14 protein-coding genes are annotated in these 12,852 nt (G+C 72.7%); 7 read left to right on the top strand and 7 right to left on the bottom strand.

The window, feature by feature from the left end:
* The first annotated feature begins 72 nt into the window (after positions 1 to 72).
* On the top strand, positions 73 to 1,434 hold the full coding sequence (locus OG867_RS30010) for an NAD(P)/FAD-dependent oxidoreductase (RefSeq protein ID WP_328898818.1): 1,362 nt from the start codon (positions 73 to 75) through the stop codon (positions 1,432 to 1,434).
* A gap of 24 nt (positions 1,435 to 1,458) precedes the next feature.
* Here the strand turns inward: OG867_RS30010 and meaB are convergent, their stop codons facing one another.
* From meaB to mutA, 3 genes are read right to left on the bottom strand one after another with little or no spacing between them, the layout of a single operon-like run.
* Positions 1,459 to 2,457 carry a methylmalonyl Co-A mutase-associated GTPase MeaB gene (meaB, locus tag OG867_RS30015; RefSeq protein WP_406290132.1) on the bottom strand — a complete coding sequence of 333 codons (999 nt, stop codon included), beginning with the start codon at positions 2,455 to 2,457 and terminating at the stop codon, positions 1,459 to 1,461.
* An 11-nt stretch (positions 2,458 to 2,468) separates the two neighbouring features.
* Positions 2,469 to 4,670, bottom strand: coding sequence for a methylmalonyl-CoA mutase (scpA, locus tag OG867_RS30020; RefSeq protein WP_406290134.1), 2,202 nt, complete (start codon positions 4,668 to 4,670; stop codon positions 2,469 to 2,471).
* Complete coding sequence (gene mutA / locus OG867_RS30025) at positions 4,670 to 6,526, bottom strand: methylmalonyl-CoA mutase small subunit (RefSeq protein ID WP_406290136.1); 1,857 nt, start codon at positions 6,524 to 6,526, stop codon at positions 4,670 to 4,672. Before mutA ends, scpA begins: the two co-directional genes overlap by 1 nt.
* Before the next feature lie 196 nt (positions 6,527 to 6,722).
* On the opposite strand from mutA, the gene OG867_RS30030 reads away from it, so the two are divergent.
* The 3 genes from OG867_RS30030 (at position 6,723) to OG867_RS30040 (ending at position 8,486) form a co-directional block, all read left to right on the top strand.
* A complete protein-coding gene (locus tag OG867_RS30030; protein ID WP_328898814.1) occupies positions 6,723 to 7,151 on the top strand; it encodes a DUF6325 family protein in 429 nt (142 codons plus the stop codon).
* A 49-nt stretch (positions 7,152 to 7,200) separates the two neighbouring features.
* Positions 7,201 to 7,500 (top strand): SHOCT domain-containing protein, encoded by a 300-nt coding sequence (locus tag OG867_RS30035; RefSeq protein ID WP_328898813.1) that lies wholly within the window; start codon positions 7,201 to 7,203, stop codon positions 7,498 to 7,500.
* A 182-nt stretch (positions 7,501 to 7,682) separates the two neighbouring features.
* On the top strand, positions 7,683 to 8,486 hold the full coding sequence (locus OG867_RS30040; protein ID WP_328898812.1) for a tyrosine-protein phosphatase: 804 nt from the start codon (positions 7,683 to 7,685) through the stop codon (positions 8,484 to 8,486).
* Between the two features lie 83 nt (positions 8,487 to 8,569).
* Here the strand turns inward: OG867_RS30040 and OG867_RS30045 are convergent, their stop codons facing one another.
* The gene (locus tag OG867_RS30045) at positions 8,570 to 9,136 is read right to left on the bottom strand and encodes a hypothetical protein (protein WP_406290139.1); all 567 of its coding nucleotides are present in this window, start codon (positions 9,134 to 9,136) and stop codon (positions 8,570 to 8,572) included.
* Positions 9,133 to 9,717 (bottom strand): hypothetical protein, encoded by a 585-nt coding sequence (locus OG867_RS30050; protein WP_328898810.1) that lies wholly within the window; start codon positions 9,715 to 9,717, stop codon positions 9,133 to 9,135. The genes OG867_RS30045 and OG867_RS30050 overlap by 4 nt, the downstream gene beginning before the upstream one ends.
* 216 nt (positions 9,718 to 9,933) lie before the next feature.
* Here OG867_RS30050 and OG867_RS30055 point away from each other — a divergent pair, with 216 nt between their 5' ends.
* Positions 9,934 to 10,338, top strand: a complete 405-nt coding sequence (locus OG867_RS30055; protein WP_406290141.1) for a DUF1992 domain-containing protein — start codon at positions 9,934 to 9,936, stop codon at positions 10,336 to 10,338.
* 45 nt (positions 10,339 to 10,383) lie between these two features.
* Positions 10,384 to 10,875 (top strand): GNAT family N-acetyltransferase, encoded by a 492-nt coding sequence (locus tag OG867_RS30060; protein ID WP_406290143.1) that lies wholly within the window; start codon positions 10,384 to 10,386, stop codon positions 10,873 to 10,875.
* Between the two features lie 11 nt (positions 10,876 to 10,886).
* Here the strand turns inward: OG867_RS30060 and OG867_RS30065 are convergent, their stop codons facing one another.
* Both OG867_RS30065 and OG867_RS30070 read right to left on the bottom strand, forming a co-directional pair.
* The gene (locus OG867_RS30065) at positions 10,887 to 11,705 is read right to left on the bottom strand and encodes a VOC family protein (protein ID WP_406290145.1); all 819 of its coding nucleotides are present in this window, start codon (positions 11,703 to 11,705) and stop codon (positions 10,887 to 10,889) included.
* A gap of 133 nt (positions 11,706 to 11,838) precedes the next feature.
* On the bottom strand, positions 11,839 to 12,171 hold the full coding sequence (locus tag OG867_RS30070) for a DUF6479 family protein (RefSeq protein ID WP_328898806.1): 333 nt from the start codon (positions 12,169 to 12,171) through the stop codon (positions 11,839 to 11,841).
* Positions 12,172 to 12,377: 206 nt separating this feature from the next.
* Here OG867_RS30070 and OG867_RS30075 point away from each other — a divergent pair, with 206 nt between their 5' ends.
* Complete coding sequence (locus OG867_RS30075; RefSeq protein WP_073865513.1) at positions 12,378 to 12,770, top strand: hypothetical protein; 393 nt, start codon at positions 12,378 to 12,380, stop codon at positions 12,768 to 12,770.
* Positions 12,771 to 12,852: the final 82 nt, after the last annotated feature.

A 12,852-nucleotide genomic window follows, 5' to 3' on the forward strand; every position in this document is an offset into this window, starting at 1 on the left:
GAGAGGTGACGGGCGCGTGTGACGGGGCAGGCGAACGGACGACCGTGCAGACCCCCAGAAGGGACGATCACTGTGGCACGACCCAGGATTCTCGTAGTCGGAGCCGGTTTCGCCGGGGTCGAGTGCGTACGCCGTCTGGAGCGGGGGCTGCGGCCCGGTGAAGCGGACATCTCGCTCGTCGCCCCGTTCTCGTACCAGCTCTACCTGCCCCTGCTGCCCCAGGTGGCGTCCGGAGTGCTGACCCCGCAGTCCGTCGCGCTCTCGCTGCGCCGCAGCAGCCGCCACCGCACCCGGATCATTCCCGGCGGGGCCATCGGTGTGGACCCCGAGGCGAAGGTGTGCGTGATCCGCAAGATCACCGACGAGATCGTCGACGAACGGTACGACCACCTCGTCCTCAGCCCCGGCAGCGTCACCCGGACCTTCGACATCCCCGGGCTCCTCGACCACGCCCGCGGCATGAAGACGCTGGCCGAGGCCGCCTACGTACGCGACCACGTCATCGCACAGCTCGACCTCGCGGACGCCAGCGACGACGAGGAGGAGCGGGCCTCCCGGCTCCAGTTCGTCGTGGTCGGCGGCGGGTACGCCGGCACCGAGACCGCGGCCTGCCTCCAGCGGCTCACCACCAGCGCGCTGCGGCACTACCCCCGCCTCGACCCGAAGCTCGTGAAGTGGCACCTGATCGACATCGCCCCGAAGCTCATGCCCGAGCTCGGCGACAAGCTGGGCGCCAGCGCCCTCAAGGTGCTGCGCGACCGGGGCATCGAGGTGTCGCTCGGCGTGTCCGTCGCCGAGGCCGGGCCCGACACCGTGACGTTCACCGACGGCCGGGTGCTGCCCTGCCGGACGCTGATCTGGACCGCCGGGGTCGCCGCCAGCCCGCTGGTCGGCACCTTCGACGCGGAGACCGTGAAGGGCCGGCTCGCCGTCACGCCCGAGATGGTGCTGCCCGGCCACGACGGCATCTTCGCGCTCGGCGACGTGGCCGCCGTGCCCGACCTGGCCAAGGGCGACGGAGCGTTCTGCCCGCCCACCGCACAGCACGCGCAGCGCCAGGGCCGCAAACTCGCCGAGAACCTCCTCGCGAAGCTGCGCAACCAGCCGCTTCAGCCGTACGTCCACAAGGACCTCGGGCTCGTCGTGGACCTCGGCGGGAAGGACGCCGTGTCCAAGCCTCTCGGCATCGAGCTGCACGGCATCAGCGCCCAGGCCGTGGCGCGCGGCTACCACTGGTCGGCGCTGCGCACCAACGTGGCCAAGGCCCGCGTCATGGCGAACTGGCTCATCAACGCCGCCGCCGGTGACGACTTCGTCCGCACCGGCTTCCAGATGCGCAAGCCGGCGACGCTGCGGGACTTCGAGTACACCGACAGCTACCTCACCCCGGAACAGGTCCGGAAGCACACCGCCGCCCTCCACACCCGGATGTGACCGGGAGCGGCGGGCGGCGGCCGCTCAGACCGACGGGCCGGACCCCCGGAACGCGTGGAGGATCTCCTCGGCGGCCAGCGTCGCCGGGAGCGTCCCCTCCCGCACCCGGCGCTCCAGGTCCGGCGCCACCGCCCGCACCCCGGGGTGGCCGCGCAGGCTGTCCAGGAGTTCGTCGCGCACCATCGTCCAGGCCCAGTCCACCTGCTGCTCGCTGCGCTTGGCGGCGAGCCGGCCGGTCGACTCCAGGAGCGCCCGGTGCTGTTCCAGCCGCTCCCACAGCGTGTCGAGACCGGTCGACTCGCGGGCGCTGCACGTCAGGACCGGCGGGGTCCACGCCGCGTCCGCCGGGTGCATCAGCCGCAGCGCGCCCGCGAGTTCACGGGCGGCGGCCCGCGCGTCGCGCTCGTGCGGGCCGTCCGCCTTGTTGACGGCGATGGCGTCCGCGAGTTCCAGGACGCCCTTCTTGATGCCCTGCAACTGGTCACCGGTGCGCGCCAGCGTCAGCAGCAGGAACGTGTCGACCATGTGGGCGACCGCGGTCTCGGACTGGCCGACACCCACGGTCTCCACCAGCACCACGTCGTAGCCGGCCGCCTCCATCACCACGATGGACTCGCGGGTCGCCTTCGCCACCCCGCCCAGCGTGCCGGCGGTGGGGGAGGGGCGCACGAAGGCCGCCGGGTCCACCGCGAGCCGTTCCATCCGGGTCTTGTCGCCCAGGATGGAACCGCCCGTCCGGCTGGACGACGGGTCGACCGCCAGCACGGCGATCCGGTGCCCGAGCCCGGTGAGCATGGTGCCGAGCGCGTCGATGAACGTCGACTTGCCGACCCCGGGCACCCCGCTGATGCCGACGCGGCGGGCGTGGCCCGAGTGCGGCAGCAGCCGGCGCAGCAACTCCTGCGCCAGCGCCCGGTGGTCGGGGCGGGTGGACTCGACCAGGGTGATGGCGCGCGCGATGTGCGCGCGCTTCCCGTCGAGCACGCCCTTCACATAACTGTCGAGATCGATCCTCGGGGCCATCGCTCAGCGGCTCACAGCTCGTGTCCGAGCGCGGACCCGAGCCGCGTCACCAGGTCGTGGGCCGCCTCCGGGATCACCGTCCCGGGAGGGAACACGGCCGCGGCGCCCGCCTCCAGGAGCGTGTCCACGTCCTGCGGCGGAATCACCCCGCCCACCACGATCATGATGTCCTCGCGCCCCTCGGCGGCCAGCTCCTCGCGGAGCGCCGGGACGAGCGTGAGGTGACCGGCGGCCAGCGACGAGACGCCCACGATGTGCACGTCCGCCTCGACCGCCTGCCGGGCGACCTCGCCCGGCGTCTGGAACAGCGGGCCGACGTCCACATCGAAGCCCAGGTCGGCGAAGGCGGTCGCGATCACCTTCTGGCCGCGGTCGTGCCCGTCCTGGCCCATCTTGGCGACCAGGATGCGCGGACGCCGCCCCTCGGCCTCCTCGAACGCGTCGACCAGTGCGCGGGTGCGGTCCACGGACGGCGACTCCCCTGCCTCGTTGCGGTACACACCGGAGATCGTACGGATCTGGCCCGCGTGCCGGCCGTAGACCTTCTCCAGGGCATCCGAGATCTCGCCCACGGTCGCCATCGCGCGCGCCGCGTCCACGGCGAGGGCCAGCAGATTGCCCTCCAGGCCGGGGCCCGGGGCGCGCTCGGCGGCCGCGGTCAGCGCGCGCAGCGCCTCCTGGCACGCCTGTTCGTCGCGCTCCTCGCGGAGTCGGCGCAGTTTCTCGATCTGCTGGGCGCGCACCGAGGAGTTGTCGACCTTGAGGACGTCGATCTGCTCGTCGGTCTCGACCCGGTACTTGTTGACCCCGATCACCGGCTGACGGCCGGAGTCGATGCGGGCCTGGGTGCGGGCCGCGGCCTCCTCGATGCGGAGTTTCGGGATGCCCGCGTCGATGGCCTTGGCCATGCCGCCGGCGGCCTCGACCTCCTCGATGTGCTGCCAGGCGCGCCGCGCCAGGTCGTACGTCAGCTTCTCGACGTACGCGCTGCCGCCCCACGGGTCGATGACGCGGCCGGTGCCGGACTCCTGCTGGAGCAGCAGCTGGGTGTTGCGGGCGATGCGCGCGGAGAAGTCGGTGGGCAGGGCCAGCGCCTCGTCGAGGGCGTTGGTGTGCAGCGACTGGGTGTGCCCCTGCGTGGCGGCCATCGCCTCGACGCAGGTGCGCGTGACGTTGTTGAACACGTCCTGCGCGGTCAGCGACCAGCCGGAGGTCTGCGAGTGCGTGCGCAGCGACAGCGACTTCGCGTTCTTCGGCTCGAACTGCTGCACGAGCTTGGCCCAGAGCAGCCGGGCGGCGCGCAGCTTCGCGATCTCCATGAAGAAGTTCATGCCGATCGCCCAGAAGAATGACAGCCGGGGCGCGAACGCGTCGACGTCGAGCCCCGCGTCCCGTCCGGCGCGCAGGTACTCGACCCCGTCGGCCAGGGTGTACGCCAGCTCCAGATCGGCCGTCGCCCCGGCCTCCTGGATGTGGTAACCGGAGATGGAGATCGAGTTGTAGCGCGGCATCTTCTGCGAGGTGTACGAGAAGATGTCGGAGATGATCCGCATCGACGGCTTCGGCGGGTAGATGTAGGTGTTGCGGACCATGAACTCCTTCAGAATGTCGTTCTGAATGGTCCCGGCCAGCTTTTCCGGCGGTACGCCCTGCTCCTCGGCGGCCACGATGTACAGCGCGAGGACCGGCAGCACCGCGCCGTTCATCGTCATCGACACCGACATCCGGTCCAGCGGGATGCCGTCGAAGAGCTGACGCATGTCGTAGATCGAGTCGATCGCCACGCCCGCCATGCCGACGTCGCCCGTCACCCGGGGGTGGTCGCTGTCGTAACCGCGGTGCGTCGGCAGGTCGAAGGCGACCGACAGGCCCTTCTGCCCGGCCGCCAGATTGCGCCGGTAGAAGGCGTTGGACTCCTCGGCCGTGGAGAAACCCGCGTACTGCCGGATCGTCCAGGGCTGGTTGACGTACATCGTCGGGTACGGGCCGCGCAGATACGGCGCGATCCCCGGGTACGTACCGAGGAAGTCCAGGCCCTCCAGGTCACGCCCGGTGTACAGCGGCTTGACCGCGATGCCTTCGGGGGTCTCCCACAGCAGGTCGCCGGCCGAGCTGCCGGAGGACTCCTTGACCGCGGCGCGCCACTGGTCCTCGGTGACCTCGGAGGCGCCGCCCGGCCCGAGCCCGATGTCGGAGAAGTCGGGGATACGCATTACGCCACACCCATCCGGTCGAGAAGGGAAGAGAGCACGGCCACCGCGTCGCAGCCGGCGGAGACGTACTCGTCCACGCCGTCGTACGCGCCGGGCCGCCCCGCCAGATACACGCGCCGCGCGCCCGCCGCGACCAGCGCCGCGGCCACCTCCGCCGCCTGTTCGGCGTAGAGCGCGTCGCTGGAGCACAGGCACGCCACGTCCGCCCCCGAGGCGGCGAACGCCCCGGCCACCGACGACGCGTCCACCCGCACCGGCTTGTGGACCGGCTCGACGCCGCCCGCCTGGAACAGGTTCGCGGCGAAGGAGACCCGCGCGGTGTGGACGGCCGCCGGGCCCAGCGCGGCGATGAACACGCGCGGCCTGCTCCCGGTCGCCGCGAGATGGGCGTCCGAGCGGGCCCGCAGCGCCTCGAACGCCTCGTCGCGCCGCACGACCGGAAGGCCGCCCCGGGCCGGGGCCGCCGGGAACGGCTCGCGCTCCACCGTGCGCTCGGCCAGCAGCGGGAATTCGCTCACCCCGGTCACCGGCTCCCTGCGCCGCGCCAGGTCCTCGCCGCGCGCCGCCCAGGTCGCCGCGATCCGCTCCGCGACCAGCCCCGAGCCCAGCGCGGCGGCCTGGCCGCCCGCCCGCTCGATCTCCTGGAAGAACGACCAGGCGGCCTCCGCGAGTTCGTCGGTCAGCCGCTCCACGTACCAGGAGCCGCCCGCCGGATCGATGACCCGGGCGAGGTGCGACTCCTCCAACAGGATCGTGGAGGTGTTACGGGCGATGCGCCGGGCGAACGCGTCGGGCAGGCCCAGCGCGTGATCGAACGGCAGCACGGTCACCGCGTCGGCCCCGCCGACACCCGCGCCGAGGCTCGCGAGGGTGGTCCGCAGCATGTTCACCCACGGATCGCGCCGCGTCATCATGACCGGCGACGTCACCGCGTGCTGCCGCTGCGCCCCGGCGCCGGGAGCCCCGCAGACCTCGGCGACCCGCGCCCACAGCCGGCGCGCCGCCCGCAGCTTGCCGATGGTCAGGAACTGGTCGGCGGTCGCCGCGTAGCGGAACTCCAGCTGCCCGCACGCCGCTTCGACGCCGAGCCCGGCCTCGGTCAGCGCCCGCAGATAGGCGACGCCCGTGGCCAGCGAGGCGCCCAGCTCCTCGGCCGCCGAACCGCCCGCCTCGTGGTACGGCATCGCGTCCACGACGACCGCGCGCAGCCCGGGGTACTCCTCGGCGCACCGCCGTGCCCAGCGCACGGCCTCCGTCAGGTCCGGCTCGCCGCCCTCGCGCGCGGCCCGGCCCAGCGGATCGGCACCGAGGCTGCCCCGTACCTCTGCGGCCGGGACACCGCGCTCCGCGTGCAGCCGCAGCAACTCGGTGGCGGCGGCGTCGACTTCCGCGCCCGCGTCCAGGACGATCGGCGCCAGGTCGAGCAGGACGCCGTCGAGCGCCCGGTCCAGACCGGAGACCGGCACGCCAGCGGTGCCCCCGACGGCCAGCCACAGCGAGGTGACGCCGTTCTCCAGGTCCGCGAGCACGGCCTCGTTGAGCCGGCCGGGGTCGGTGAACGCGTGCCGCTGGCGTACGCCCCAGCCGCCCGCCGTGCACCCTTCGGGCTTGCTGCCGCGGGTGAACGGGGCGAAGCCCGGGAGACCGGCATCGGGCGCGTCGTCGCGCGAGGTGTAGAGGGGCCGGGTGATGAGCCCGTCCTCCACCGTGGTGGACAGTGCTTCCTCGGCGGCCGGTCCCGACACGTCCTTGCCCGATTTGCGCAGCACACCTTCGACAAGGCTCTGCCACTGCTCATGGGCGGGGTCGGGGAATCCGGCGGCCAGTGGAAGCCCGTCAGCAGGCTGGACCGTCATGGCCCAGATGCTAGGACAGCTTCCCGGGGGAGGAGCAGTGCGTCGGCCTGTGACCTTGCCCTCCCCCAGCGCACTTGATCCTTTACGTACTGTCGCGTAGCCGTGGGCCTTGGTTATGCGGTTGTTTGTCGCGGTGCGGGCAGTAATGCCCGAAGTTATGCTGCTGCCAATCCATTCATACGGAGAGGACGCACCCGTGACCGTGGGACCAGTGGAATACCTCGTCGTCGCGTTTCCCGGCAGTCGGTTCACCGGCGCCATCGCGCCCGCGCTGGCCGACGCCGTCGCCTCGAAGGCGGTACGCATCCTGGACCTGACCTTCGTGCAGAGAGCCGAGGACGGCACGATCCAGGCCGTCGAGCTGGACGATCTCGACCCCGACGACCTGGTCTCCTTCGAGCCGGTCGAGGGCGAGGTCAGCGGCATGCTGAGCAGCGAGGACATCCGGCTGCTCGGCGAGCGCGTGCCGCCGGGAAGCTCCGCCGCGCTGATCGTGTGGGAGGACCTGTGGGCCGTCCCGCTGGCCGAGGCCGTCCGCGCGTCGGGCGGGCAGGTCATCGCCCACGAACGGATTCCCGCCGAGGTCGCGGAGGCCGCCGCATCCGCCGCCGGCCACGCCGGCTGACGCCCGCACCGGAAGGGGAACACACATGCCGATCTTCCGAGGACCCGGAATGAACCGCCGCGGACCCGGCCTCATCGGGGCCGCCGCGCGTACCGCCGTCATCGCGGGCACCGCGTCCGCCGTCACCGGGCGCGTCCAGCAGCACCAGCAGAACAGGTTCGCCGAGCAGGAGGCGGAGCAGTACGCGGCCCAGCAGCCGCCCCCGCCCGCTCCGCAGCCCGCCGCACCGCCGGCGGCGCCGGGCGGAGACGTGGTCGGGCAGCTGGAACGGCTGGCCGCGCTGAAGCAGCAGGGCATTCTGACCGAGGCCGAATTCGAGGCCCAGAAGGCACGGCTGCTCGCCGGATGAGGAAGAGGGGTCGCGGGGCGCCTGCCCCGTAACCCCGCTTTCGCCTGCGCGCATGACGGCGACGCCCGGCCGTTCGATGATTCCCGGCGTTTTACTTTGTCGATGTGACGACATCATGCGACTTTTGATCCGGCCAGGCCGAAGTCACTTCGGATGCGCGCCGGGAAAAGAGGAAATCCATCGTGCAAACCGTCAGGGCCGTTCCGACCTCTTCCGCCCTCAATCTGCGCGATCTCGGCGGCATCACGCTGGGCCCGGGCCGGCAGGTCCGGCCGGGTGCGGTGCTGCGCTCCGGCCGGCTCGGCGGACTCGACCCGGTGGACGCCGCGGCCGTGGCCGCGCTCGGCATCCGTACGGTCGTCGACCTGCGAACCGCCGACGAGCGGGGCTCGGCCCCCGACTCCCTGCCGCCCGGCGCCCGGCTCTTCGTCGCCGATGTGCTGGGCGACAACCCGGGCGTGACCCCCGCCCGGTTCCGCGCGCTGCTCGCCGACCCCGTCGAGGCCGAACGGCTGCTGGGCGACGGCAAGGCGGAGGAAGCGGTCGCCCGGTCGTACCGGCAGCTGGTGCTCTCACCGGGGGCCGCGGCCGCGTACCGCGCCTTCATCGACACGGCCGCCGACCCCGCCGCGCGGCCGGTGCTCTTCCACTGCGCCACCGGCAAGGACCGCGCCGGCTGGGGGGCCGCCCTGCTGCTGCTGATCCTCGGTGCCTCGCGCGATGTCGTACGGCAGGAGTTCCTTGCCGTGAACCCGGTGCTGCGGGTCGTCGGGCGGCCGTACGTGCAGGGCTTCCTGGACGCCGGCGGCGACCCGGCGATCGCCTCGGCGATCATCGAGGTCCGCCCCCGGTACCTCGAAACGGCCCTGGCCGCCATGGACGAGCGATGGGGCGGTCTGGACGGCTACGTACGCGACTGCCTGCGCGTGCCCGGCCCCACGCTGCGCCGGCTGCGCGGCGAACTGGTCGTCTACACCGGCCAGTAGCTCCCCGCACAGCACACTGCCCCGGCACGCTCGGTGCCGGGGCAGCCTTCGTCTGAGAGCTTCGTGTCAGACCTTGCTTCGTGTCAGACCTTCAGGAGCCGTTCCGTGAGGTCGCGGTAGTGCTGGAGCGTGATCCGCAGCTCCTCGGTCCGCGCCCCGGGGTCGCCGCCGTCCCCCTCGCCGACGTGCAGGGAGCTGCGGCGCTCCTTGAGCGCGTCCGTGAGCCCGGCGACCACCGCGTCGAACGTGGACTCGGCCTCCTCCACCGCCCGGTGCGGGCTCTCCACGAAGTCGGTCACCGCCTGGTGCAGCCGGTGGGCCAGCTTGTCCTGGTCGCCGGCCGGGAGGAGGCGGTCGGTGCCGCTGTGCGCGGTGTGCGCCCGGCCGTCGCGGTCCGGGGTGTGCGGCCGTTCCGTAACGCCCGTGCCCTTGTCCACGTCCTTGTCCGTGTCCTTGCGACCGAGGTCCTTCTCGGCGAGGGGGACCGGGGCTGCGGCGGGCGGGGGAGTGGAGGGCGCCGTCCGGGGCGGACGGGCCGAGGTGTCGTCGGAGAAGTACGAGGAGGCGCCGGGGGCGGTCCGGTCCTCGGTGGCCGGACGGCTCGTGGGCGCGGCCGGGGGCCGCGGGGTGGGATCGGTGTCCTTGGTCATGCCGTGCCACTTCCTTCCGCGTGATGCTTGTCCCGGCGGACCGGGCGGTCCGTGCCGTTGGATACGAGGACGTCGAAGAGGCCGCGGGCCTCGACCAGCGCCGTCCGCAGCTGCTCGGTGTCGCCCTCGCCGCGCTTGGCGGCGTGCACACGCCGGTAGCCGTGGACGTGCTTGGCGTGGTGGACGGAGAGCGCGTCGCTCTGCTCCTCGAAGTCCTTGCCGTCGGGGAAGCCCATGTCCCGGGCCAGCTCCGCGAGGAGCGTGTCGGCCTCGGCCACCGCCTGCTGCGGCGCGTCCACGAACCGGTCCTGGACCTGCGCCCAGCGGGCGAGGTAGCTCTCACGTTCCTCGGGCGTCAGCGCACGCTCGTCCAGCGAGCCGTGCCGCTTCAGCCGTTCGTTCAGTTCGTGTTCGGCGGCCTTGGTGTCGCCGTCGTGCCGGGCCACGGCACGCTCGTACTCCGGTCCGAAACGCCGCCGCAGTCCGTGGCCGCCGTTCTTCCGGCCGAAGACGAGGAACGCTCCGGCTGCCGCCACCACGACGACCGCGAGGATGATCACGAGGGTCGTCATCGTCACCACCCCCGGCGGTAGTCGGTCTGCGGGTCTCTGTGTTCCACTCCCACCACCCCTTCGGGTTCGTTGCCCGGCGTGCCTTCCGGCCGGGCGTGACGCTCGTGTACCCCGGCGAACGCGTTCGAGTCGTGGCGGTTCCGACATCCGTGGCCGGCGGGCCCCGGAGGCCCCGTCGGTAGGGTGGGAGGCGCCGCAGCAGGCGTACTCCGAGAGGGGATCACGGTGACCGAGCGCAAACCCGCGGGTGTCAGCTTCGAATCATGGGTGGACCAGCAGATCCGGGAGTCCGAACGGAAGGGCGACGTCTCGAAACTGCCCGGGTTCGGGAAGCCGATCGAGGCGCTGAGTGCCCCGTACGACGAGACATGGTGGATCAAGTCGAAGATGCAGCGCGAAGGGGTGTCCGTGCTCCCGCCGGCGCTGGCGCTGCGCAAGGAGGCCGAGGACGTCGTCGCCGCGCTGCCGGGGATCCGGACCGAGGCGGAGGTCCGCCGGGTACTGGACGAGGTGAACGAGAAGATCCGCGAGGCCGTCCGCAGGCCGCCGCCGGGCCCGCTGCTGAACCTGCGCCCGTTCGACGTGGACACCCTGGTGGCGGAGTGGCGCACCGGGCGCGCCGCCTCCTGAAGGGCCCGGGACCGTCCCCCGCAGGGATGCGTAATACTCGCCCCCATGAGATCAAGCGTTACGCCGACGGGCCGCCGGGCATCCGGCGGCCCGGTCCGCGTCAGGCGGGCGACCGCGCGCGACGCCAGGCGCCTCACCCGGCTGGTCCGGTCCTCGCGCGCCTACGAGGGCCCCTACGCGCCGATGGTCGCCGGGTACCGGGTGGGGCCGGACTACATCGAGGCCCATGAGGTCTTCGTGGCCGTGCAGGAGGCGACGGACCGTGTGCTCGGCTTCTACGCGCTCATCCTGGACCCGCCCGAGCTGGACCTGCTCTTCGTCGCGAACGACGCCCAGGGCACCGGCACGGGGCGGCTGCTGATCGGCCAACTGCGGGCGGAGGCGGAGGCGCGGGGGCTGTCCGGCGTCCGCGTCGTCTCGCATCCACCGGCGGAGGGCTTCTACCTGACCATGGGCGCCGAGCGGACCGGCACCGTACGCGCCGCACCCCCGGCGGTGATGTGGGACCGGCCCGAACTGCTCCTGCCGGTCGCCTGAAACGCGCCCCCTCAGGCGTCCGACGCCCGGTGGACGTCCGTGACGGTGAAAAGCCCGCCGTCCGGGTCCAGGAGCGTCGCCTCCCGGCCCTCGGGGTGTGACAGCTCCTCCACCAGGGAGCCCCCGTGCTCGCGGGCCCGCTCCACGGCGAGGGTCACGTCGTCCACCGGGAAGTTGACCTGCCAGTGCGGCCGGACCAGCGGATCGGGGGCGGCCTCGATCGCGCCGGAGCTGATCCGGGCCAGCTGGCGGCCCCCGCACTGGACGATCACCTCGTCCTTCGCGTACGACACCTCGCAGGCCCCGGGCCGCCCGCTCGCCCAGTCCAGTACCTCGCCGTAGAAGATCGCGGCGTCGAAGGCGCTCCGGGTGCGCAGCCGCAGCCAGGCGTGCGCGTGGCCGTCCGGGGCGGGCGGGGACGTCGTCGGCGCGGTCCGCTCCCAGATGCCGAACCCGGCCCCGTCCCGGTCGGCGGCCAGCGCGCCGCGCCCCTTGCCGAGCGTCAGCGGCCCCACCGCCACCGTGCCGCTGCGCTCCCGGATGCGGGAGGCGGCCACATCGGCGTCCCGGACGGCGAAGTAGGGCGTCCAGGCCACCGCGACCCGGAAGGCGGTGGCCACGGCCCCGATGCCGGCGACCGGCACATCGCCGCGGCGGGCCACCGAGAAGTCGTCGCCGAGCCGGCCCGGGCGGAAGCTCCAGCCCATCACCGGGCCGTAGAACTTCTGGGCGGACTCCAGATCGCGGGTCATCAGATTGACCCAGCAGGGCGCGGCGGACCCGGTCAGGGCCGCACGCGCGGGCGCCGTACCGGAGGTGCTTGGGGTCATGGTGCCACTGCCTTCATGGGGGGTGCGGCAGATGTGCCGACGGGCTTCGGGGCCGTCACCAAGACTCGCCGGGGGCGGCCGCTCCCGCAAACGCGACGCCGCCGCCCGCCCCCGCGCCCCCGGGCGGGGCCGGTCAGTCGCGCTTGTCGTCGTCCTCGTGGCGGATCGGCTCGTTGCCGTGCTCACCGAGCTCGTACGGGGACAGGCCCCGGCCGTCGTCCGGGAAGCGGTCGTCACCGTGGACGTCCGGCTTCTCCTCGTGGCTGCGGTGCTCGGGGCCGACCGGCTGCTCGTCCGGCCGGGGCGGGGGCAGCTCCTGGTCGTGCCGTCGCTTGCCCAGCAGGAAGGCACCGATCAGCATGATCACCAGGAGCACACCGATCACGCCCATCACGACGCCCGTCGCGCCGCGTCCGTCCGCGAGGGTGACCGCCAGGGAATTCAGGGCTCCATCCGAAACGTCCATGCTTGCCGGATACCCCAGGACACACGCGTCACTCGGTACGGCGATCGAATTCATGTTTTAAGTGGATATGGGCGCCGAAAATGTTTCGAGGGTGTGAGCCCCGGCCGCGCCGGGCACGCGGGGGAGTCCGGGCCGCTCCTGTCGCCGCCGGTCGCGCGCGGGGTCAGCCTGGTAATGACGGCAATGCCCTTTCGGAAGGAGCCCCGGTGAACAGCGCACAGGACAAGCGACAGGCCACGGAGGACCACCACGACCAGGAGGTGTCGGTCGTCCTCAGCGAATGCCCCGAGGAGGACGCGCGCACCGTCTTCGACGTGCTGAGGGCCGCCTTCACCACCGACCGCGCCTCCGCCGACGTGCCCCACGAGACCGCGGGCAGGCGGCCCACGGCGTGGGCCGCGACCGTCGACGTGTCCGAGGCCCGGGTGGTCTCGGGGTCCGTGACCCTCGGCGTCCCCGTCACGCTCGATGTGCAGGGCGGGTACCACGCGGTGGACCGGCTCAGGGGCGGACTGGCCGACGCCTTCGCCGTCCGGGTGGTGGGCACGGTGTCGGGGGACCAGGAGGAGGAGGTGCGGCTGCGCCTGGAGAACAAGTAGGCCGAACGCCTCGTGCGGGGTCGCGAGTGCCCCGAGGCGCCGTCCGCATCTGGTAGAAATCGGACAAAGTGACCTCTCTGAA

Origin of the sequence: Streptomyces sp. NBC_00209 (genome assembly GCF_045206345.1) — a bacterium.
In the GTDB taxonomy this organism is placed as follows: Bacteria; Actinomycetota; Actinomycetes; order Streptomycetales; family Streptomycetaceae; genus Streptomyces.

Bases quoted from the DNA above. Each gene is read 5' to 3' on its own strand.
- meaB (WP_406290132.1), bottom strand. From the start codon at position 2,457: ATGGCCCCGAGGATCGATCTCGACAGTTATGTGAAGGGCGTGCTCGAC.
- scpA (WP_406290134.1), bottom strand. From the start codon at position 4,670: ATGCGTATCCCCGACTTCTCCGACATCGGGCTCGGGCCGGGCGGCGCC.
- mutA (WP_406290136.1), bottom strand. From the start codon at position 6,526: ATGACGGTCCAGCCTGCTGACGGGCTTCCACTGGCCGCCGGATTCCCC.
- OG867_RS30035 (WP_328898813.1), top strand. From the start codon at position 7,201: ATGAACCGCCGCGGACCCGGCCTCATCGGGGCCGCCGCGCGTACCGCC.
- OG867_RS30045 (WP_406290139.1), bottom strand. From the start codon at position 9,136: ATGACCAAGGACACCGATCCCACCCCGCGGCCCCCGGCCGCGCCCACG.
- OG867_RS30060 (WP_406290143.1), top strand. From the start codon at position 10,384: ATGAGATCAAGCGTTACGCCGACGGGCCGCCGGGCATCCGGCGGCCCG.
- OG867_RS30065 (WP_406290145.1), bottom strand. From the start codon at position 11,705: ATGACCCCAAGCACCTCCGGTACGGCGCCCGCGCGTGCGGCCCTGACC.
- OG867_RS30070 (WP_328898806.1), bottom strand. From the start codon at position 12,171: ATGGACGTTTCGGATGGAGCCCTGAATTCCCTGGCGGTCACCCTCGCG.